Here is a 20,827-nt window from a genome sequence, read left to right on the forward strand (position 1 = left end):
GGGCGTCAGCGTTCTCTCGTCGTGGGGCAGGTGAACTCGTCTTCGTCGACGACGTCTTCGCCGAGCGACTGTTCGCGGTACACCAGGCGTCCCACCCGCTGAGCGACCACCGGCGCGGTGATCAGGGTGAACAGTCCGGTGAGGACGAGCATGCCGCCGTCCGGGTGTCCTTCGAGTTTGATGAAGGCGCCGATCAGCACCAGGATCATGCCGAAGGTCTGCGGTTTGGTGGCCGCGTGCATGCGGCTGAGCGTGTCGGGGAACCGGGCGATGCCGATGGCGGCGGTGAGGGCCAGCAGCGAGCCGACGAGGATCAGCACGGCGGCGACGACGTCGACGATCACAGTTGATCGTCCCTGACTCGGAAGCGGGCCACGGCCACCGAGCCGATGAAGCCGACCAGGCTCAGCGCGACGATCCCCGGCACCACCGTGGTGTCGGTGGTGTACGCGACCCACACGGCCAGTCCGCAGGTGGTGATGGCGACGAGCGCGTCGACCCCCACGAGTCGGTCCAGGGTGCTCGGCCCGCGCAGGGTGCGGTACGTGGTCAGCAACACGGCCGTCAGCAGCATGGCGGCGCTGATGATCCAGACGACGGTCACGGCTTCTCCTTCCGGGCTCGGTCCTGTTCGGCGACGCGCCGACGGTCGGCGTACGGCACGTGGTGGAAGTCGTCGTCGATGCCGTGAAGCGGGCTGGGGCGCCACTCGTCGTCACGTTCGAAGGCCTTGATGAACTGGCGTTCCACATACGCCATCTGCTTCATGAACTCGTCGATGTGGCTCTGCTTGCGGACGTCGAAGACATGGATGTAGAGCATGCGGGCGGGCTGGTCGATCTCGACGACCATCGTGCCGGGCACGAGGTTGATGTAGTCGACCGCCAGGGTCAGCGTGAGGTCGGACTTGATCGCCATGTGCACCCGGACCACCGCACCCAGCGGCGGCTCGCCGGGCTTGATCGACGCCCACGCGACCTGCGCGCTGGAGATGAAGAAGTTGTAGATCATCGTGACGACGAGCTTGAGCGCCGACAGCGGGTGGAAGCGGCCCTCCACCGCGACCCGAGGCAGCGGCAGCAGCACCATGACGAGCAGGGCGATGACGGCCCCGGCGACGATGTTCCCCCAGGTGATCTCGCCCCACAGGAGCACCCACACGAAGGTCAGCCACGCGAATCCCCACAGGCGCAGGCCGAACTCGCGCAGGGAGTTGCCCGCCCACGACGGCGCCCGCATGTGCTCGCTCAACCACACGTAGGCGCGCACGGCCGGCCAGGCGAGATTGACCAGCGTCACCCGCCACAGGTTGCCGAAGAAGGCGGCCACCGGACGCTTGCCGACCGGTTTGGCGTGCGGACGGTCCGGGTACGGGGTCTTGCTCATCGGGGTGCCTCCGCGGGTTCGTGCAGGACCGTCGAGATGTACTGGCCGCGGTCGATGACGGCGTCGGCGGCGTCGTCGGTGAAGCCGAAGATCGGCCCGCCCCAGACGGTCAGCGCCAGCCCGGCCGCGACCATCGCCATCGTCGGCACCACCATCGTCGCGGGCATGCGCCCCACGTCTTCGCGTTCTTCGAGGAGCACGTCGGTGCCCTCCTCGATGAGCGCGGATGCGGTGCTCGAGGCGCGATCGCCTTCGGGGGCGTCGGCGCGGGCACGCCAGAACGCCTTGGTCCAGATGCGGGCCATCACGTACAGGGTCAACAGGCTGGTGACGACCGAGCCGGCGACCAGCAGCCAGGCCAGGACCGAGCCGTCCTCGGCGCCCGCCTCCAACAGCGCGACCTTCCCGATGAACCCGGAGAACGGGGGGATCCCACCCAGGTTGAAGGCGGGGATCAGGAACAGTGCGGCCAGCAGCGGGCTGGCCGCCAGACCGCCGAGTCGGCGCAACGACGCCGAACCGGCCTGACGTTCGATGAGCCCGACGACCAGGAACAGCGTGGTCTGGACGAGGATGTGGTGCGCGACGTAGTAGATGGCCGCCGACGTCGACAGCTGGGAGCCGACGGCGATGCCGAAGACCATGTAGCCGATGTGGCTGACGAGAGTGAACGACAGCAGACGTTTGATGTCCGACTGGGCGATGGCGCCGAAGATGCCGACGAGCATCGTCAGCAGACCGGCGATCATCAGCACGTCGTCCATGGAGCCGCCCGGGAACAGCAGCGTGTGGGTGCGGATCAGCGCGTACACGCCGACCTTGGTGAGCAGACCGGCGAAGACGGCGGTCACCGGCGCGGGCGCGGTGGGGTAGGAGTCGGGCAGCCACGTCGACAGCGGGAAGACCGCGGCCTTGATCCCGAAGGCCACCAGCAGCACCGCGTACAGGGCGTTGCGGGTGCCGTCGGGGACGTCGTCCAGTCGCACCGCCATCTCGGCCAGGTTGAGGGTTCCGGTGGTCGCATAGGCGAAGGCGATGCCCGCCAGGAAGATCAGCGACGACACCATCGACACCATGATGTACGACGCGCCCGCGCGGACCCGGTCGGCGCTGGCCCCCAGCGTCAGCAGCACGAAGCTCGCCGCGAGGAGGACCTCGAACGAGACGTACAGGTTGAACAGGTCGCCGGCGAGGAATGAATTGCAGACGCCGGCGGTCAGGATCAGATAGGTCGGCAGGAAGATCGACACCGGCTGCTCGGTGGTGCCGTCGCGGATGCCCTGCCCGATCGCGTACACGACGACGCACAGGAGCACGGTCAGCGAGATCACCAGCATCAGCGCGGCCAGCCGGTCGACGACGAGGGTGATGCCGAGGACGGTGCCGGCGAACCCGCGGTCGTTCCAGCCGCCGATGTCGACGGCGAACGTGCCGTGCCCGGCGGTCAGGTACAGCATTAGGCACGAGGCGACCATGGCGATCGTGATCGCGGTGACGGTCACCGCGCGCTGGATCTTGGGGCTGCGCCCGGCCAGCAGCGTCACCGCGGCCGCCAGCATCGGCACCAGGGTCGGCAGGACGATCAGGACCGGAATCCAGGAGGCCGTAGGTGCCAGACTCGGCGCGGCGGACACGTGCGAGGTCATCGGATCACCTCGCTCTCATCGTCGTCGTCGGAGGCGTCGTCGTCGTGCGGCATCTCGTCGCCGTCGTCGGGCAGATGCTCCAGGACGTCGGCGTCCTCGGGCATCAGGTCGGGTTCGTGGACGTTGACGTGGGCGGCGATGAACTCGTCGGCGGTCAGCGGGTTGCCGCGCTTGTCGAACAGGTCGCCGACCACCGTGTCCGCGCCGGTCCGGGGGTCGTCGCTGCGGTCGCGGTCCGGCTGCGAGTCCGGGGTGCCGAACAGGATCTTGACGTCCTCCTCGTCGTCGCCGAGCTCGTCGTCGGTGGCGATCTCGGCGCCCGGCGGCATCTCCTCGTCCTCGGCCGCCTGGTTGATCTGGAACAACCGGAAGGTCAGGGCCAGGATGAAGGCGGCGATGCCGACGGTGATGACGATGGCCGTCAGCACCATGCCCTGGGCCAGCGGGTCGGCGTCGAAGCTCTGACCATTGGATTCGCGACCGCGGATCGGCGGATGCCCAGGCGGGCCGGCCAGCACGACGATCATCAGGTTCAGCGCGTTGCCGACCAGGAGCAGGCCGAACAGCATGCGGATCAGGCTGCGGTCGGTGAGCAGGTAGACGCCCGCGGCGGCCATCGCGCCGATGACGATCAGCAGACCGAGGTTGACCGCCATCACTTCACCTCCATCGGGTCGGTGGCGGGCGCGCGATCATCGTCGGAGACGTCGGTGACCGGCACGTCGAGCCGGGCGCCGAGGCTGCGGAGGATGTCCAGCGTCAGGCCGACGACGATCAGGTAGATGCCGAGGTCGAAGAACAGTGCGGTCACCAGGTGGAACTCGCCGAAGATCGGCAGGTGCAGATCGAAGACGGCCGACGACAGCGCGGGTGCGCCGAGGAACAGGGAGACGGTCGCGGTGGTCGCCGAGATCGCCAGGCCGCCGCCCAGCAGCGTGCCCGCCTCCACTCGGACGGCTTCGCCGAGCTCATAGCGGCCGCCGGCGAGATAGCGCAGGACCAGCGCCAGACCCATCACCAGGCCGCCGGCGAAGCCGCCGCCGGGGGCGTTGTGCCCGGCGAAGAAGAAGTACGCCGACAGCACGACCAGGGTCGGGAAGACCAGTCGCGTCGTCGCCTCCAGGATGAGCGAGCGCTGCGACGGGTCGCGCATCTCACTGCCGCGCAGCCAGGTGGTGCGACCGGCGGACGGATCGTCGCCGCCTCGGCGCTCGGCGAGCGCCGACTCGGTGACGCGGGGGACGATCCCGAAGCGGCGGCTCCGGAAGACCATCGACGCCACGCCGGTGGCGGCGACGATCAGGACCGACACCTCGCCGAGGGTGTCCCAGGCGCGGATGTCGACGAGCAGCACGTTGACGGCGTTGGCGCCGTGACCGAACTCGTAGGCGGCGTCGCCGAGGTACACGTGGAGCGGCTCGGTGGAGCGTGCGGCGGCGGCGAACAGGCCGACCAGCACCAGCATCGCGCCGAAGGCGATCGCGATGACGATCCGGATCGGGCGGTGGCGGGTGCGCTGGCTGGGTGCGGCCTCCGGCGGCAGTTTGCGCAGCACCAGCACGAACACCACCAGGGTGAGGCTCTCCACCAGGATCTGGGTCAGCGCGAGGTCGGGGGCGCCGTACATGGCGAACAGCGCGCCGCTGCCGTACCCGGTGACGCCCAGGGTCAGCACCCCGGCCAGTCGATTCCGCAGGATGACGGTCGCGACGGCGGCGGCGACCATCGCGAATCCGACGACGATCTCTTCGACGGTGTCGAAACCACGCAGCCGCAGGGTCTGTCGCTGCCCCAGGAACAGCACCGTCACCGGCAGCAGCACCGCGGTGGACAGGATGACGCCCTGGGTGATCGGCAGCGAGCCGCGCTGGGTGTTGCGGGTGACCCACAGGGACAGGGCGTCGGCGCCGCGCAGGGTGCCGTCGTAGATCCGGTCGGCGTTCAGGCGCGGCGGGTGGACGAAGACGTGCGCGCGGATCGCCCGCAGGATCAGGAACAGCGCGGCGCCGCCGACGACCACGATGATCGAGAACACCACCGGCAGCCCGAAGCCGTGCCATTGCGCCAGGTGCTCGAGGTCCTCGCCGTAGGCGGGCAGCGACCGGGCGTACGGCTCGAACAGCCCGCCGATCCACCCGGAGGCGAAGGCGGCGATCACGCCGGCGACGGCCAGGACCGCCGGGGGCGCCTGGAACATCGCCGTCGGCGGCTCCAGCCGGGCCACCGCGCGGGTCGGCAGGTTGCGGACCTTGCGGCCGAAGGCGCCCCAGAGGAAGCGCGTCGTGTAGGCGAAGGTGATCACCGAGCCGAGCAGCAGCACCACGTCGACCAGGTGCCGCAGCGTCGGCGTCAGCGCGCCGGTGTCCCAGACGCTGCCGAATGCGGTCTCCTTGCCGACGAAGCCGAACGTGAACGGAAGTCCGGCCATGCTGGCGCCGGCGACGGCGGAGATCGCCGCGAGGACGGGCAGCCGGTGGCCGAGACGGGCGAGCTTGCGGATGTCGCGGGTGCCGGTGGAGTGATCGATGATGCCGACCACCATGAACAGGCACGCCTTGAACATGGCGTGCGCGACCACCATCGCCAGCCCGGCCATCGCGACGTTCGCGTCGCCGATGCCGACCAGCACGGTGATGAAGCCGAGTTGGGAGACGGTGCCGAAGGCCAGGATGAGCTTGAGGTCGAGTTCGCGCAGCGACCGCCAGCCGCCCAGGATCATCGTCGTCACACCGAGGCCGATCACCAGGATCTGCCAGCTGAGCATCGGCGCGAACGCCGGCGCCAGCCGGGCGACCAGGTAGACGCCCGCCTTCACCATCGCCGCGGCGTGCAGATAGGCGCTCACCGGGGTGGGGGCGGCCATCGCGCCGGGGAGCCAGAAGTGGAAGGGCACGATCGCCGACTTCGACAGTGCGCCGACCAGGATCAGGACCACGGCGACGTCGACCAGGACGCCTGCGGCCGGGGGATCGGCGATCAGGTCGGACAGCAGGTAGCTTCCGGTGTGCTGGCCGAGCATGATGAGGCCGACCAGCATCGCCAGGCCGCCGAAGGTGGTGACCAGCAGCGCCTGGGTCGCGGCGCGTCGGGACGTCGCGCGCACCCCGTAGAAGCCGACCAGCATGAACGACAAGACCGTGGTCGCTTCCCAGAACACGTACATGACCAGCGTGTTGTCGCTGACGACGAGGCCGAACATGGCGCCAGCGAAGGCGACCAGTTCGCCGCCGAAGACGGCGACGCGACGACGCATCTCGTCGAAGTAGTTGGCGCAGTAGACCAGGACCAGCGCTCCGACCCCCAGGATCAGCACCGACATCACGGCGGCGAGCGTGTCGAACCGCAGGTTGATGTCCATGCTCAGGCTGGGGATCCAGCTGATGGTCTCCGTGCGCGGCGGGTCGCCGGGGGCGGGCCAGTGGGCGATGACCCAGGCCAGACCGGCCGCGGGCGCCAGGGCCAGCACGTAGAACCCGCGGGCTCCGAGAGTCTTGATGATCGGTGGCGAAATGAGCGCACTGGCGAACAGGGCGATCAATACCAGGATCAAAATGGCACTCCGACTGTGTCGATAACGGGTGGCGCGGGGTGTCGTGGCGACGAGACGCTGCGGTCTACCTTACCGTTTTGCCCATGACGTCTTTTCGCAGGCTGCTGGTGGCGGCACTGATTCTGCTGTGTGCGGGCACCGCGCTCGTCGCGTGTGGGAAGGACGAGGCGCCGTCGCGGCCCGGTGTCGCGCTGCCCGCCGACTTCCCGTCGTCGGAGGTGCCGCTGGTCGACGGCGCGATCCTCGCCGCCTCCGGGCAGTCGTCGAAATGGCAGGTGACGGTGCAGGGACGGGCGTCGGACGGCAACGTCTTCACCACCGCGGTCACCAAGCTGACGGACGCGGGCTTCGACGAGTCGTCGCGCGTCGACGAGCCCCAGTCGAAGTCGGTGCTGCTGAGCAAGGACATCGACGGCAAACAGCTGTGGGTCAACGTCGGGCTGTCGGCCAATGCGTCGGCCGGTTCGTCGACGGTGATCTATCAGGTCAGCCGGGCGGGATGACCCCGCGGCCGCGGGCAGCGGCCGATCTGGAGACCGCAGCTGATCGGCACCGAACTCCCAGCGGTTTCACAGCGACCGGGGGTTCTCTGGAGATCCGACGGCGACGTCTGCGTCGCCACCGGACAGAGGATCGATCATGACCACTCCCCACGACCCCGCCGACGGACCCTCCGACGAGCCCGCCGACGGCCCCGAGCCGCGTCGCGCCGCCGACCCCGAGCCCGCCGACGCCCCGACCGGGCCGGTCGTGCCGGATCCGGCGGCGGCCCGCACGGAACCGATCGCCCCGCAGGCCGCTGCGGCTCCGGCAGTGCCCGTCGCGCCGCCCGCCCCGCCGAAGCCGGCTGTCCGGGTGACCCGCAAGTGGCTGGTCGTCGGATCGGGTGTCGGCGCCGTGGTCTGCCTGGGCCTCGGCTTCGGCGCCGGATACGTCGTCGCTGACCAGACCGGCGGCCATCACGGCCGCTACGAGCGCGGTGAGCGCGGTGAACACATGCGCCAGCGCATGCAGCAGTGGCCGGGCGGCGACTTCGGTCCCGGCCGGCACTGGCAGATGATGCCGCCCGGCTCGCAGAACGGCCCCGGTCAGGTGCCGCAGAACCAGGTGCCGCAGAATCCCCAGAATCAGGTGCCCCAGAATCAGGTGCCCCAGAATCAGGCTCCGCAGACGCAGGTGCCGGGCACGTCCTCCGGTTAGGCCGAGGCGACGTCGCCGTGCTCGACCCGCAGATTCTTCTTGAGGATCTTGCCCGACGGGTTCTTCGGGAGGGCGTCGGCGAAGATGACGTACTTGGGTCGCTTGTAGCCGGCGAGCACGCTTTCGACGTGCGCGTCGATCTGCTCGCGGGTCAGGGCCACGCCCTCCTTCGGGACCACGACGGCGGTCACGGCCTCGATCCACTTGGGGTGCGGGACGCCGAAGACGGCGACTTCGGCGACACCGTCGAGCAGGTAGATGGCCTCCTCCACTTCACGGGAGGCCACGTTCTCGCCGCCGGTCTTGATCATGTCCTTCTTGCGGTCGACCACCGACAGGTAGCCGTCGGCGTCGATGACGCCGAGGTCGCCGGAGTGGAACCAGCCGCCCGAGAACGCGGCGGCGGTCTTCTCCTCGTCGTTGTAGTAGCCGAGGCAGGCGTGCGGGCTGCGGTGCACGATCTCGCCCACCTCACCGGTCGAGACCGGGTTGTCCTCGTCGTCGACGACGATCGTCTCGCAGTTCAGCGACGCGCGGCCCGCCGATCCGGCGCGCTCGATCTGCTCGTGCGGTTGCAGGATCGTGGCCAGCGGCGACATCTCGGTCTGCCCGTAGAAGTTCCACAGCTGCACCTGCGGCAGTCGCCTGCTCATCTCGCGCAGCACCTCCACCGGCATCGCCGAGGCGCCGTAGTAGCCCTTGCGCAGCGACGAGAGGTCGCGGGTCTCGAAGTCCGGGTGGCGCAGCAGGGAGATCCACACCGTCGGCGGGCAGAACAGCTTGGTGGCGCTGTGCTCCTCGATGGCGGCCAGCAGGCCCGCCGGCTCCGGACTGGGCAGGATGATGCTGGTGGCGCCCAGATAGACGTCCACCGACAGGAAGCAATCGAGCTGGGCGCAGTGATACAGCGGCAGCGAGTGGACTTCGATGTCGTCGGCGGTCATGCCGCCGTCGACGATGCACGAGACATACTGCGAGACCAGCGATTTCGACGACAGCAGTACACCTTTGGGGCGCGACTCGGTGCCGGAGGTGAACATCATGCGCAACGGATCGTCGTCGCCGACGGCCACCTGCGGGGCCGAGGCGTCGGGATGTGCGATCCAGTCCGCGAGGTCCTCCCAGCCGGCGGTCGTGCCCTCGCCCGACAGGCCGATCGTCGCGCGCGGCACGTCCCCGCGCGACGACGCGTCGAGCGCGGCCCCGACGGTGCCGGCGAGCGCGTCCTCGGCGACGACGACGCTCGCGCCGGAGTGGTCGAGGATGAATGCGATCTCCTCGGCGCCGAGCCCGAAGTTGATCGGCACCAGGATGGCGCCGAGTCGGGCGGTCGCGAAGTTCAGGACCGCGAACTGCCAGCAGTTGTGGCTCACCAGCGCCAGTCGGTCGCCCTTGCCCAGACCGTGCGCGGTCAGCGCGTTGGCGCAGCGGTTCACCGCGTCGTCGAACTCGGCGAAGGTCAGCGAGGTGTCGCCGTTGATGATCGCGGTCTTGCCGGGGGATCGCAGCGCGGTGCGGCGGAGCAGGTCGCCGATGGTGTACGAGCGAGCGGCGGCCACGGCCGCACTGGTCTGTTCGCTGAATCCAGTGGTCACAGGGAGTCCTTCGCAATCAGGAGGATGAATTACTTGGCAGTCCAAGTAATTCATAGCACTGTGATTCCCGCATCCGCGCGAGAATCTCGGACAGGGTGGGGCGGTCGTCGCAGAGCACGCGCGGACGAGTCTCGGTGATCGGGTGCGGACGTCGAGCCGGTGTCAGAATCCCCGCGTCGATCAGGACCTGTCGGGATCTGCTCGCCGTCATCTGCCCATCCCGACGCGAGTACGCCCTACTCCGCCCGCTTCTTCGCGTACGCCTCCAACTCGGCCACCTGGACCGGATCGAGGGACGGTCGGACCGACCCGCGCGCGGTCTCGACGTCGGCGGCGGTGACCGTGGCGGCGTCGATGTCGCGGCGCATGGCGGCGAGGGCGGCCTCGCGCAGCAGGGCGGCGCAGTCGGCAGCCGAGTAGCCGTCCAGGTCGGCGGCGAGGTCAGCCAGGTCGACGCCGTCGAGCGGCACGTTGCGCGACGAGGCGCGCAGGATGTCGGCGCGGGCCGCGGCGTCGGGCGGCGGAACGAACACCAGGCGCTCGAGCCGGCCCGGGCGCAGCAGTGCCGGGTCGATGAGGTCGGGGCGGTTGGTGGCGCCCAGGACGACGACGTCGTTCAGCGGTTCGGCGCCGTCGAGTTCGGTGAGCAGCGCGGCGACCACGCGGTCGGCGACCCCGGAGTCGGTGGAACCGCCGCGCCGCGGGGCCAGGGCGTCCACCTCGTCGAGGAAGATCATCGACGGCGCGCTCTCGCGGGCACGGGCGAACAGATCGCGGACCGCGCGCTCGGACGAGCCGACCCACTTGTCGAGTAGTTCGGGGCCCTTCACGCTGTGCACCGACAGTCGGCCCGACGCGGCCAGGGCCCGCACCACGAAGGTCTTGCCGCAGCCGGGCGGCCCGTACAGCAGCACCCCGCGCGGCGGATCGATCCCCAGCCTGGTGAACGTGTCCGGATGCTGCAGAGGCCACAGCACCGCTTCGGTGAGCGCCTGCCGGGTCTCGACCATGTCGCCGACGTCGTCGAGAGTGATGGAACCGAGCGCGATGTCGGGGGACTCCAGGCGCGACGCCGGGCGGATGACGTCGAGCGCGGCCACCAGATCCTCGGTGCGCAGGGCGGCCTTCGCGTCGTCGCGGGTGGCACGGGCGGCGGCCCGGAGTGCGGCGTCGCGCGTGAGCGCGGCGAGGTCGGCGGCGACGAAACCGGGCGTGCGCTCGGCGACGGTTGTCAGATCGAGTCGGCCGTCGGCGGGGACCTCGGACAGGATGGCGCCCAGCAGTCGGGCGCGCTGCGCCTGGTCGGGGAGCCCGATGGTGAGCTCGCGGTCGCACAGGTCGGGCTCGCGCAGGCGCGCGTCGAGGCCGCCGGGATCGGACGTGGTGGCGATCAGGGCGACGTCGCCGTCGGCGATCGCGGACCGCAGGTCGTGCAGGATCAGCGCCGACACCGGCTCGGGGTCGGCGGGCAGCAGCTTGTCGATGTCGGTCACCAGCAGCACGCCGGGTCGGCGCAGGCCCGACAATGCGGCGCGGACGGCCGCGCGGCGCGGGTCGGCGGCCAGCGACCCGGTCGACGGGCCGTCGATCTCGGCTGCGGGGCGATCGGCGCAGACCGAGCGCACCACGGTCGCCTTGCCGACGCCGGTCGGACCCGAGACCAGGACTCCCAGTCGCGGCTGCGCGCCGAGCGAGCGCAGGACGTCGGGATTGTCGAGCGTCACCGACAACCATTCGGTCAGTCGAGCCACCTGCGCGTCGACGCCGACGAGCTCCGATCGCGGCCGCACGGGTGTCGGTGCGGTGGATGCGATCGCGGTGGATGCGCCGGCAGTGGGTTCGAGCGGGGCGGATCGGAGCGAGGCGGAGTCGGCCGCGGCAGTCGGGTCGGCGCTGTCCGGCGTCCGGCGCGTCACGCCCCGCGTCGCCGCGGCGGCGTCGTCGTCCTCCCACAGGACGGCGGTGTTGGTCTGCACGCTCACCGGGCCCGCGGGATCGACGGCGGTCACGGTCAGCAGCTCGTTGGTCCAGGTGATCCCCACCGACAGCGCGAGCGACCGCGTGGCCGCCGAGGCCGACAGCTCGGGACCGAGATCGCGCGGCAGGAGGGAGACGCTGTCGCCGACGCTGACGACCTTGCCGAGCAGGGCTCGTCGCAGCGTCGCCTCGGTGACCGCACCGCTTGCCAGCCGGGAGCCGCGGACTCTCACCCGGGTGGCGCCGTGCACGGTCACCGGCGCGACGCTCACCGGCGCGTCCTCCCGAATGCCAAGGTTGGAGAAGGTGAGGTCGTCGAGCAGGATCAGCCCGGTCGGCGAGCCGGCCGGGGCGGCCGCGACGACCGCCGCCGACATGCGCGCCCCGGTGAGCGAGACCGCGTCCCACTCCCGAAGCGACAACGCGGTCAGGACCTCCGGATGCACCCGGACGATGCCGCGACGCGAATCGGCGGCCGCGGTGGCGACGCGGGCGGTCAAGGTCAGTGAGGCGGACACCGGTGAGATCATTCCTCGGGCGGCGACTGGGGGCGACGCAGGCCGAGCCGTGCCGTCGACCGGGTCGGGATCACGCGCCGACGCGAACCGTCGGCGACGGCCTGGCGGCGTTCGTCACGGCGTTGCAGCCGGCGGTCGCGCGCCGGCGCGTCCCAGTGCTCCGGGTGCGAGGCGGCCCACCGCTGGGTCTGCCAGGCGAACGGGATGTGGATCAGGTAGGCGGCCACCGCGATGATCATCAGCAGGTACGGGAAGGTGAACAGCAGCGCCGCGGCCGCCGCCACGATGAACAGCAGCCCGGCCAGGGCGCTCGGCCGGATCTTGGCCGACTTGAACGACAACGTGGGGATCCGGCTGACCGCTAGCAGTCCGACGAAGAGCAGCCACGCGCCGACCGCGGGCACCGACACCCACCAGCCGTCGCCGAAATGCTGCTGCAGACCGATCGGCAGCAGGGCCATCACCGCGGCTGCGGGCGCCGGGACGCCGACGAAGTAGTCCTTCGTGTACTTGGGCGCGTCGACGTCGTCGAGCAGGGTGTTGAATCGTGCCAGCCGCAGCACGATGGCCGTGCAGTACAGCAGCGCCAGCACCCAGCCGAAGTCCTGTGCCGCCGAACTCTGGTGGTCGCGCAGGACGACGTTGTAGACGATCAGCGCGGGCGCGACGCCGAAGTTGATGGCGTCGGCCAGCGAGTCGATCTCGGCGCCGATCTTGGTGGAGGCATCCATCAGGCGCGCCACCCGCCCGTCGAGCCCGTCGAAGACCGCGGCCAGCACCAGCAGTCCCATCGCCAGGTCGACGTGTCCGGAATCGGAGGAGCGGATGGCGGTCAGACCGGCGCAGATCGCGAGGATCGTGAGCGTCGACGGGATGATCATCCGGCCGGCGCGCGCGGACCGGACCGCGCGTCCGCGGGCCGCGCTCGGTTCGCGACCGGCCACCGGCATCGACGTGGGCCGCCGCAGGCGACGCCGCGGTCGGTGCGGGTGGGTGCGGTGGGGCCGGATCCGTGGCATCAGGGCAGTTCCGCGAGGACCGTCTCGGCGCCGACCGCGCGCTGACCGAGCGTGACCTTCACGTCGCTGCCCGCGGGCAGGTACATGTCGACGCGGGAGCCGAAGCGGATGAGCCCGTACGTCTCGCCGAGCGTCAGGTCGTCGCCGGCGACGGGGTCGCACACGATGCGCCGGGCCAGCAGTCCGGCGATCTGCACGACGCCGACCTTGGGGCCGTCGCCGCCGATCCCGGTGGCGATGGTCATGGCGGTGCGCTCGTTCTCGCTGCTGGCGGCGGGCAGGTCGGCCGACAGGAACTTGCCGGGCGTGTGCTGCACCGACACCACGCGACCGGCGATCGGCACCCGCTGCACGTGGACGTCGAAGACGGACAGGAAGGTGCACACGCGCGGCACCGGCTGATCGCCGAGGCCCAGTTCGGGCAGCGGGACGGCCTCGTCGACCAGCGCGATGGTGCCGTCGGCCGGGGCGACGACCAGCCCCGCGCCGGTGGGCGGCACGCGGCTGGGGTGGCGGAAGAACAGGGCGGATGCGCCGGCCAGCGCCATCGCCGGACGCGCAACCCACGGGTGCTTGCGGCCCAGGAGCGCGACCGCGGCCGGTCCGGCGACGAAGGGGAGCCCGGCGGGGTGCAGCGGCGGGACCGTTTCACGGATCAGGTCGACGACGTGGGCGAGGCCCTCACGGTCGTCGGGGCGTGCGGGACGTCGAGCCACCGGTTCTGCGCTCCTCAATCGATGTCGCTGCGGCGAGGTCTCGAGCGCAGCGGAGATGGTGCCAGCTTAATCGTCTGGCCGGCGGTGGTCGCATCGGAGTGCGACGCACATCAGCTGTGCAGGTTTTGCCCACGTGGTGGACAGAACCTGCACAGCTGATGAAATCGAGGCGGGTATCGCCCGGGCTCAGGCGGCCTGCGCGGCGCGCTTGATCTTGCCCAGCGTCTCGCGGATGCCCTCGGCCAACTCGGCCTCGAAGGGCTTTTCACCACCCATGAACTTGTCGACCAGCGTCGAGGAGACCTTGGTGGTCTGTCCGCCGACGGCGGTGCGGCTCTCGGTCAGCCGCACGCCCGACTCGGTCGGGGCGATCGTGAACGTCCACACGGTGCGGTTCTCGGCGATCCGGAAGGCCAGTTCCCGGTTGGGCTCGAAGGAGACGACCTTGGAACGCGTCGGCCACACCATCGCGCCGCGACGGTTGATGTTGAGCGTCTGGGTGCCCAGCTTCACGTCGCCGCCGAAGACGAACATCTTCTTGCACTGCGGGCTCCACTCGCCCATGCGGCGCAGGTCGCTGATCACCGACCAGACCTTCTCCGGGCTGGCGTCGATCTCGATGGAGTCTTCGATGAGGGATGCGGCCATGGTTCGTCTCCGTTCACATCGCGCCGAGTCGGTACGGCGCATTGTCGGTCACCTTAGTGCATGTGACGCGAAGTCACATGTTCGGCGGGTGTCGGTGGGTGCGGGCCGGTGACCTATCCGACCGTCACCATGTCCCAGTCGCCGACCGACGCCGACAACCGCTGCAGGTGACTGTCGGCGTCGCCGAGCGTGTGGCCGATGGCGGTGAGCCGGCTGACGAAGTGGGCGATCGGATACTCCGCGGTCATGCCGATGCCGCCGTGCATCTGGATCGATTCCTGCCCGACGTGTCGCGCCGACCGAGCGGCCTGCAGCCGGGCGCGGGAGGCGATGATCGGCTCCACCCGTCCCTCGGCGAGCGCCGCGGTGGCGTACACGTTCAGGCTGTCGGCCAATTCCAGCGAGACGTACATGTCGGCGGCCCGGTGCGTCAGCGCCTGGAAGGTCGACAGCGGGACGCCGAACTGCTTGCGCGTCTTCAGGTAGTCGGTGGTCATCGTCAGGCAGGCGCGCATGGCGCCGACGGATTCGGCGACCAGCGCGGTGTGCGTGAGGACCTCCACCTCGGCGATGACCGCGGATGCGTCGCCGGTCCCGAGGCGGGTGGCGGCGGCGCCGTCGAAGACGACCTGCGCGCCCCGACGACGATCGTGGGTCCGGTAGCCGGTGCGGGCGACCCCGTCGGCGGCGGCGTCGACCAGGTAGAGGCCGACCTCGCCGGCGTCGTCGCGGGCCGAGACGACGAGCGTGTCCGCGCAGTCGCCCGCCGCGACCAGCGACTTGGTGCCGGTCACCTTTCCGTCGGCGAAGCGGGTGGCGACCGCGTACGACGGCCAGCGATCGCCCTCCTCATGGTGCGCGAACGCCAGCAGCCGCTCGCCGGCCGACAGGCCGCCGATGATGTCGGCGCGAACCGCGGCGTCGGCGGTCTTGGCGACCAGCAGCCCCGGCACCACGACGGCGTCGAGGAAGGGTTCGGGGGCGATCGCCGCGCCGAACTCGCCCATCACCGGGGCCAGTTCCTCCGGCCCTGCGCCGGTGCCGCCGTCGGCCTCGTCGAAGACCAGGCCCAGGATGCCGATCTCGGCGAGGGCGCCCCACACGTCTGCGCTCCAGCCGCGCTCGGTGTCGGCCACTGCGCGCAGCGTCTCGATGTCGTACTTCTTGGTCAGCACTTCGCGCACGGTGTCGCGCAGCATGACCTGTTCTTCGGAGAGTTCGAATTCCATGTCGTTCCTTCTGGCAGGAGAGTCTGGTCGCTGGGAGAGGCCGCGCTACAGGCCGAGGACGGCCTTGTCGATGATCTGGCGCTGCACTTCCGACGAGCCGCCGTAGATGGTGACCTTGCGGTAGTTGAGGTACGCGGGCACGGTGCGCTGCGCCCACTCCGGGCTCAGGATCTCCGCGACGCCGTCGGCGTCGAGCGACGAGACCGGCAACGAATCGGGACCCGCGATGTCGGCGAGCAGCTCGGTGACCTCCTGCTGCAACTGCGAACCGCGCAGCTTCAGCAACGACGACGCCGGGTTCGGCTTGCCGTCGGCCGAACCCGCCACCACGCGCAGCTGGGTCACCTCCAGCGCCAGCAGCGCGTTCTCCAGCTCGGCCAGGCGTGCGGCCAGCAGGGGATCGTCGAGCAGCGTGCCGGTCGCGGTCCTGGTCTGCGCGGCGACCTCCTTGGCGCGCGCCAGCTTGGTCTTGGTCCAGCCGACCCGGGCGATGCCCGAGCGCTCGTTGCCGAGCAGGAACTTGGCGATGGTCCAGCCGATGTTCTCCTCGCCGACGAGGTTCTCGGCGGGCACGCGGACGTCGGAGAAGAAGACCTCGTTGACCTCGTAGCTGCCGTCGATGAGCTGGATGGGGCGGATCTCGACGCCGGGGGTGTCCATCGGGAACAGGAAGAAGCTGATTCCCGCCTGCTTCTTCGCGTCCGGATCGGTGCGGGCCAGGCAGAAGATCCAGTCGGCGAACTGCCCGAGCGTCGTCCACGTCTTCTGGCCGTTGATGACGTAGTGGTCGCCGTCGCGCACCGCGCGGGTCTTCAGCGAGGCGAGGTCGGAGCCGGCCTCCGGTTCGGAGAAGCCCTGGCACCACCAGATGTCGAGGTTCGCGGTGGCCGGGAGGAACTTCTCCTTCTGCTCCTGCGAGCCGAACTGCGCGATCACCGGGCCCACCATCCCGGCGTTGAAGGGCAGCAGGTCGGGGACGAAGTTGAGGGCCATCTCCTCGCGCCAGATGTGGTGCTGGATCGGCGTCCAGTCCTGACCGCCCCACTCCACCGGCCAGTGCGGGACCGCGTAGCCGCCCTTGTTCAGGGCGCGCGTCGTGGTGATGACGTCGTCCGGGTAGTTCAACGCGCCGGCCCGGGCGCGCTCCCGGATCTCGGCGGGGATCTCGGTGGTGAAGTACGTACGTAGCTCTTGACGGAAGGCTTCTTCTTCCGGAGTGAATCGCAACTGCATGCCAGTAGTCTTACCCGCTGCTCGAATGCGCCGTGCAGAGACTACGACATATGTCCGACCTGGGAGATCGACTACGGTGGGCGAAATGGAACACGTTCATGCATTCGGCGACGACTGCCTGGGGGAGATGGACGCGCTCGGGATCGGGCGATCGATCACGGCAGGCGAGTGCTCGCCGCTCGAGGCCGCCGAGGCTGCGCTGGCCCGCATCGATGCGGTCGAACCGGCGCTCGCCGCCATCGCCTACGACGACCGTGACCGGGCGCTTCGGCGCGCACGGGAAGCCGATTTCGGCGGCGTGTTCGCCGGAGTGCCCTCGGTCGTCAAGAACAACGTGCTCTTCGCCGGCATCCCGACCCGGAACGGGTCGGCGGCGTTGGCGGACGTCGCGCCGGCCCGGGTCGACGAGCCGGTGACCGGCGAGTTCGTCGGCACCGGTCTCAACGTGCTCGGCGCGTCGACGCTGCCCGCCTTCGGGCTGACGGCGACCACCGAGTTCGTCGACCGCGAACCCACCCGGAACCCGTGGAACACCGCCTACTCGTGCGGGGCGTCGTCGGGCGGGTCCGCCGCGCTGGTCGCGGCCGGGGCGGTGCCGATCGCGCACGCCAACGACGGCGGCGGCTCCATCCGCATCCCGGCGGCGTCCTGCGGGCTCGTCGGCCTCAAACCCAGCCGCGGCCGGGTCGCCCGTGCCGCGCAGATGCGCGGCCTGCCGATCGATCTGGTCAGCAACGGTGTCGTCACCCGAACCGTGCGCGACACCGCCTACTATTACGCCGACCTGGAGCGGCAACGCTCCGTCGACCTGCCGCCGATCGGGCTCGTCGAGGGCCCCGGCACCCGGCGGCTGCGCGTGGCCCTGCTCAACACGCCGCTGTCGGGCCGCCTCCTCGACGCCGACACCGACCGGGAACTCACCGCCGCCGTCGACCTGCTCGAATCGCTCGGACACCGGGTGACGACCATCCCGATGCCGGTCGACCGCGCCTACATCCAGCAGTTCACCGACTACTGGGCGCTGCTCGCCTGGGGGATCGACCACCTGGGCAAGCACACCATCGGCAAGGGCTTCGACCGGTCGGCGCTGGACCCGTTCACCAGGGGACTGTCGTCGTCCTTCGTCCGGCACTTCTACCGGCTGCCCGCCTCGATCATCGGACTCAGACGAGCGACCGCGAGATTCGAGGCCGTCTTCGATCACTACGACGTCGTCCTGTCGCCGACGCTCGGCCACGCCGTCCCGGAGATCGGCTTCCTCGATCCGGGCGGCGACTTCGACGAGATCTTCGCGCGCCTGATCGACTACGTCGCCTTCACTCCCGCGAACAACACCGGCGGCAGCCCGGCCATCAGCGTGCCGCTGGGCCGCAGCAGCGCGGGGCTGCCGCTGGGCATTCACTTCTCGGCGAGCCTCGGCGACGAACGAACCCTGCTCGAACTCGCCTACGAACTCGAAGCCGCCGCACCCTTCGCTCGCATCCAGGACTGATTCCCGCCTGTCGGGAAGCGGTCGTCGAGCGAAAGTCGCGCCGTGTGTGATGTCACGTGCATCACCCTCGGCGTGTGCCGGGGGTCACCCCATCCGAAAGGGCCTGGCTGTGGCTTCCTCCTCCCTCGGCGCCGATCCGCTCGCGCCGCCACCGGCTGACGATTCGTGGACCCCGCGACTGGCGATCTCGCTGGTGTCGATCGTGCTGCTCCTGGAAATGCTGACGATCAGCTACATCATGATCGCGACGGCGCTGCCGTCGATCGCCAAGCACTACCAGACGACGCAGGGCGCCTGGCTGCTCACCGCCTTCATGCTGATCGGCGCGGTGGCCGCGCCGCTGGTCGGCAAGCTCGCCGACCTGTACGGCAAGCGACGTCTGCTGCTGATCTGCATCGCCATCGCGGCCGTCGGCTCGCTGATCTCGGCGCTGGCGCCGAGCTACGGCGTCCTGATCCTGGGACGCGCCCTCACCGGACTGCTGGTGCCGTGCCTGTTCCTGAGCTATTCGCTGATCCGCGACGTCTTCCCGGCCAAGACCGTGGCTCTGGCGGTCAGCCTCTCCACCAGCGGCATGGGCCTGATCGCGATCCCCGCGCCGTTCATCACCGGCTGGCTCGTCGACGGGTTCGGGTTCCGGGCCATCTTCTGGTTCTTCGTGATTTCCCTGGTGATCCTGGGCGTGCTGATCTTCGTCACCACCGCCGAGTCGGCGGTGCGGGCCGCCACTCGGCTCGACCTGCTCGGCGCAGTCCTTCTGGGTGTCGGTGTCGCCGGCGTGCTCGCCGGAGTCAGCTTCGGTCCCGACTGGGGCTGGACGTCCGCGGCGACCCTGGCCTGCCTGATCGGCGGCGTCGCACTGATCGTCGGCTGGCTGGTCAGCGCCTCCGTGCTGTCCGAGCCGCTCATCGACATCGCCGTTCTGCGGCAGCGGTCGGTGGCGTTCACCGTCACCGCGGCCGGGTGCATGCACGGCGTCAGCGGCCTGTTCACCATGATGATCCCGATGCTCGTGATGACCCCGGCTGTCCTCGGCCTCGGGTACGGCTTCGGCGTCGACGCCGAGGGCACCGCGATCTTCCAGGCACCGATCGGGGTGTTCTGCGTGCTCGGCGGGTTGATCGTCGGCCTGGCTGTCGGACGGAACGTCCGCCCGCGTCTGCTGATGGCCGCCGGTGCGATCTCGGCGGGCCTCGGTTGCGCGTTCATGGCCTTCTCCCACACCGACAAGCTGCTGATCATCGTCTTCAGCGGACTCGTCGGTCTCGGCATGGGCCTGGGATACGCGGCGGTCCCGAACCTGCTGATCGAGGCGGTGCCGCCGCAGCTGCAGGCCTCCACCGCCAGCGTCGTCGGCGTCTCGCAGAGCATCTTCCCGGCGATCCTGCCGGTCATCGCGTTCACCGTCATGAACAACTCGCACATCGCGCCGCTGGCGCCCGAGCTGACCGGCGGCGCGGTCCTGTACACCAGCGACGGCTACCGCGTCGCCTTCCTCATCGCGGCCGGAGCGGCCGTGGCCTGCCTGCTCGCCGCGCTGGCGCTGCCCTCGCGCATCCGGCAGGTGCAGGTCGACGCCGGTGCCGTAGTGGCCGGTACGGAGGCAGACGGGGAGCGGGCGTTGACATCGGTCTGACCGCGGTCCCGTCGATTCCGGGTATGTTCCGTGCCACGATGACCCGCAATTGCGACAGCGGCGTGCTCATCCCAGCGCGAGGCGGCCCTCGCCACGGGTTCATCGATGCTGCGACCTTCGGTGAGGCCGTCGGTCCGAGAGGAAGATGATCGACTGATCACAGCGCTGCAGGGCCCCGGTTTCGTCGTGAATCCTCCGACGCGGCCGGGGCCTTGTCTGCGCTTCTGCGTCGACGACGAGATGAGGACGGGACGGGAATGACTTCTTCGAGGTCGGACGGATCCGACACGTTGCTGGGCGCCTGGCTGCTCGGCCTGGCGGGCTTCGTCGACGCGATCGCCTTCGTGGTGCTGCACGGCAGCTTCGTCGCATTCATGTCCGGCAACTCGACGATCTTCGGCGCCTCCGGCGCCGTCGGCCACTGGCGTACCGCGAGTCTGAGCGTGCTCCTGATCGTCTTGTTCTTCCTCGGCAACGTCCTCGGAGCGCTGCAGAGCAGATTCCTCGGCCGGACTGCTCATCGGTCGCTCATGATCTCGATCGCCGTCGTCACGACGGTCGGCACCGCCGTCGCCACCTGGATGTCGGAGGCCGCCGGGATGATCACCATCGCGATTGCGGCCGGCCTGATCAATTCGGCGTTGTCGGCACGCACCGATGTGCACGTGGGCCTGACCTATGTCACCGGCACCCTGGTCAAATCCGCACACCAACTGGTCGACGGGCTCGGCTCCGATCACCCGTGGGCGTGGATCAAGACGCTCGGCTTCTGGGCGGTCTTCACGTGCGGCGCCGCAATCGGGGGCGTCGCCTACCACGGTCTCGGCTCGGCGGCGCTGTGGTTCGCGGTCGCCTTGGCCGTGATCGCCTGCCTGCTGCCGCATCGGTTTCGCTGAACCCGCAGGCATTTCTGCGCAGACGCACCGAACGCAGCCGAGCCGAGCGCAGACGCACCGAGCGCGGCAACCCTGGCTGGGTTGCC

At 70.0% G+C, this 20,827-nt stretch carries 18 protein-coding genes; 5 read left to right on the forward strand and 13 right to left on the reverse strand.

The window, feature by feature from the left end; translation table 11 throughout:
• Positions 1-5: 5 nt before the first annotated feature.
• From mnhG to AAFO60_RS18540, 6 genes are read right to left on the reverse strand one after another with little or no spacing between them, the layout of a single operon-like run.
• A complete protein-coding gene (mnhG, locus tag AAFO60_RS18515) occupies positions 6-344 on the reverse strand; it encodes a monovalent cation/H(+) antiporter subunit G (protein ID WP_347957709.1) in 339 nt (112 codons plus the stop codon).
• Positions 341-604, reverse strand: coding sequence for a monovalent cation/H+ antiporter complex subunit F (locus AAFO60_RS18520; RefSeq protein WP_347957710.1), 264 nt, complete (start codon positions 602-604; stop codon positions 341-343). Before AAFO60_RS18520 ends, mnhG begins: the two co-directional genes overlap by 4 nt.
• Positions 601-1,386, reverse strand: a complete 786-nt coding sequence (locus AAFO60_RS18525) for a Na+/H+ antiporter subunit E (RefSeq protein WP_347957711.1) — start codon at positions 1,384-1,386, stop codon at positions 601-603. The genes AAFO60_RS18520 and AAFO60_RS18525 overlap by 4 nt, the downstream gene beginning before the upstream one ends.
• Positions 1,383-3,002, reverse strand: coding sequence for a Na+/H+ antiporter subunit D (locus AAFO60_RS18530; RefSeq protein ID WP_347957735.1), 1,620 nt, complete (start codon positions 3,000-3,002; stop codon positions 1,383-1,385). Before AAFO60_RS18530 ends, AAFO60_RS18525 begins: the two co-directional genes overlap by 4 nt.
• Before the next feature lie 26 nt (positions 3,003-3,028).
• Entirely contained in the window at positions 3,029-3,688 is a 660-nt protein-coding gene (locus tag AAFO60_RS18535) for a Na(+)/H(+) antiporter subunit C (protein WP_347957712.1), read from the reverse strand.
• The gene (locus AAFO60_RS18540) at positions 3,688-6,582 is read right to left on the reverse strand and encodes a Na+/H+ antiporter subunit A (RefSeq protein WP_347957713.1); all 2,895 of its coding nucleotides are present in this window, start codon (positions 6,580-6,582) and stop codon (positions 3,688-3,690) included. The genes AAFO60_RS18535 and AAFO60_RS18540 overlap by 1 nt, the downstream gene beginning before the upstream one ends.
• Positions 6,583-6,665: 83 nt before the next feature.
• Between AAFO60_RS18540 and AAFO60_RS18545 the strand changes: the two genes are divergently transcribed.
• Complete coding sequence (locus tag AAFO60_RS18545; protein ID WP_347957714.1) at positions 6,666-7,085, forward strand: hypothetical protein; 420 nt, start codon at positions 6,666-6,668, stop codon at positions 7,083-7,085.
• A 136-nt stretch (positions 7,086-7,221) separates the two neighbouring features.
• Complete coding sequence (locus AAFO60_RS18550) at positions 7,222-7,782, forward strand: hypothetical protein (RefSeq protein WP_347957715.1); 561 nt, start codon at positions 7,222-7,224, stop codon at positions 7,780-7,782.
• On the opposite strand, the gene AAFO60_RS18555 is transcribed toward AAFO60_RS18550, so the two are convergent.
• From AAFO60_RS18555 to AAFO60_RS18585, 7 genes are all read right to left on the reverse strand, one after another.
• Positions 7,779-9,377, reverse strand: coding sequence for an acyl-CoA synthetase (locus AAFO60_RS18555; RefSeq protein WP_347957716.1), 1,599 nt, complete (start codon positions 9,375-9,377; stop codon positions 7,779-7,781). The genes AAFO60_RS18550 and AAFO60_RS18555 overlap by 4 nt on opposite strands.
• Positions 9,378-9,613: 236 nt before the next feature.
• Positions 9,614-11,884, reverse strand: coding sequence for an AAA family ATPase (locus AAFO60_RS18560; RefSeq protein ID WP_347957717.1), 2,271 nt, complete (start codon positions 11,882-11,884; stop codon positions 9,614-9,616).
• Entirely contained in the window at positions 11,881-12,891 is a 1,011-nt protein-coding gene (locus AAFO60_RS18565) for a CDP-alcohol phosphatidyltransferase family protein (RefSeq protein ID WP_347957718.1), read from the reverse strand. Before AAFO60_RS18565 ends, AAFO60_RS18560 begins: the two co-directional genes overlap by 4 nt.
• A complete protein-coding gene (locus AAFO60_RS18570) occupies positions 12,891-13,607 on the reverse strand; it encodes a phosphatidylserine decarboxylase (protein ID WP_347957719.1) in 717 nt (238 codons plus the stop codon). Before AAFO60_RS18570 ends, AAFO60_RS18565 begins: the two co-directional genes overlap by 1 nt.
• A 186-nt stretch (positions 13,608-13,793) precedes the next feature.
• Positions 13,794-14,255, reverse strand: coding sequence for an SRPBCC family protein (locus AAFO60_RS18575; RefSeq protein WP_347957720.1), 462 nt, complete (start codon positions 14,253-14,255; stop codon positions 13,794-13,796).
• A 113-nt stretch (positions 14,256-14,368) separates the two neighbouring features.
• A complete protein-coding gene (locus AAFO60_RS18580; RefSeq protein ID WP_347957721.1) occupies positions 14,369-15,484 on the reverse strand; it encodes an acyl-CoA dehydrogenase family protein in 1,116 nt (371 codons plus the stop codon).
• Positions 15,485-15,529: 45 nt separating this feature from the next.
• On the reverse strand, positions 15,530-16,717 hold the full coding sequence (locus tag AAFO60_RS18585) for an acyl-CoA dehydrogenase family protein (RefSeq protein ID WP_347957722.1): 1,188 nt from the start codon (positions 16,715-16,717) through the stop codon (positions 15,530-15,532).
• A gap of 85 nt (positions 16,718-16,802) precedes the next feature.
• On the opposite strand from AAFO60_RS18585, the gene AAFO60_RS18590 reads away from it, so the two are divergent.
• From AAFO60_RS18590 to AAFO60_RS18600, 3 genes are all read left to right on the forward strand, one after another.
• A complete protein-coding gene (locus AAFO60_RS18590) occupies positions 16,803-18,209 on the forward strand; it encodes an amidase (RefSeq protein ID WP_347957723.1) in 1,407 nt (468 codons plus the stop codon).
• A gap of 217 nt (positions 18,210-18,426) precedes the next feature.
• Complete coding sequence (locus tag AAFO60_RS18595; protein WP_347957736.1) at positions 18,427-19,845, forward strand: MFS transporter; 1,419 nt, start codon at positions 18,427-18,429, stop codon at positions 19,843-19,845.
• A 257-nt stretch (positions 19,846-20,102) separates the two neighbouring features.
• Positions 20,103-20,741, forward strand: coding sequence for a YoaK family protein (locus AAFO60_RS18600; RefSeq protein WP_347957724.1), 639 nt, complete (start codon positions 20,103-20,105; stop codon positions 20,739-20,741).
• Positions 20,742-20,827: the final 86 nt, after the last annotated feature.

Origin of the sequence: Gordonia aichiensis, from assembly GCF_039946255.1 — a bacterium.
In the GTDB taxonomy this organism is placed as follows: domain Bacteria; phylum Actinomycetota; class Actinomycetes; order Mycobacteriales; family Mycobacteriaceae; genus Gordonia; species Gordonia aichiensis_A.

Excerpts from the sequence above, each read along its gene's own strand:
- AAFO60_RS18525 (WP_347957711.1), bottom strand. The coding sequence starts at position 1,386 with ATGAGCAAGACCCCGTACCCGGACCGTCCGCACGCCAAACCGGTCGGC.
- AAFO60_RS18535 (WP_347957712.1), bottom strand. The coding sequence starts at position 3,688 with ATGGCGGTCAACCTCGGTCTGCTGATCGTCATCGGCGCGATGGCCGCC.
- AAFO60_RS18545 (WP_347957714.1), top strand. The coding sequence starts at position 6,666 with ATGACGTCTTTTCGCAGGCTGCTGGTGGCGGCACTGATTCTGCTGTGT.
- AAFO60_RS18550 (WP_347957715.1), top strand. The coding sequence starts at position 7,222 with ATGACCACTCCCCACGACCCCGCCGACGGACCCTCCGACGAGCCCGCC.
- AAFO60_RS18560 (WP_347957717.1), bottom strand. The coding sequence starts at position 11,884 with ATGATCTCACCGGTGTCCGCCTCACTGACCTTGACCGCCCGCGTCGCC.
- AAFO60_RS18565 (WP_347957718.1), bottom strand. The coding sequence starts at position 12,891 with ATGCCACGGATCCGGCCCCACCGCACCCACCCGCACCGACCGCGGCGT.
- AAFO60_RS18575 (WP_347957720.1), bottom strand. The coding sequence starts at position 14,255 with ATGGCCGCATCCCTCATCGAAGACTCCATCGAGATCGACGCCAGCCCG.
- AAFO60_RS18580 (WP_347957721.1), bottom strand. The coding sequence starts at position 15,484 with ATGGAATTCGAACTCTCCGAAGAACAGGTCATGCTGCGCGACACCGTG.
- AAFO60_RS18585 (WP_347957722.1), bottom strand. The coding sequence starts at position 16,717 with ATGCAGTTGCGATTCACTCCGGAAGAAGAAGCCTTCCGTCAAGAGCTA.
- AAFO60_RS18590 (WP_347957723.1), top strand. The coding sequence starts at position 16,803 with ATGGAACACGTTCATGCATTCGGCGACGACTGCCTGGGGGAGATGGAC.
- AAFO60_RS18595 (WP_347957736.1), top strand. The coding sequence starts at position 18,427 with ATGCTGACGATCAGCTACATCATGATCGCGACGGCGCTGCCGTCGATC.
- AAFO60_RS18600 (WP_347957724.1), top strand. The coding sequence starts at position 20,103 with ATGACTTCTTCGAGGTCGGACGGATCCGACACGTTGCTGGGCGCCTGG.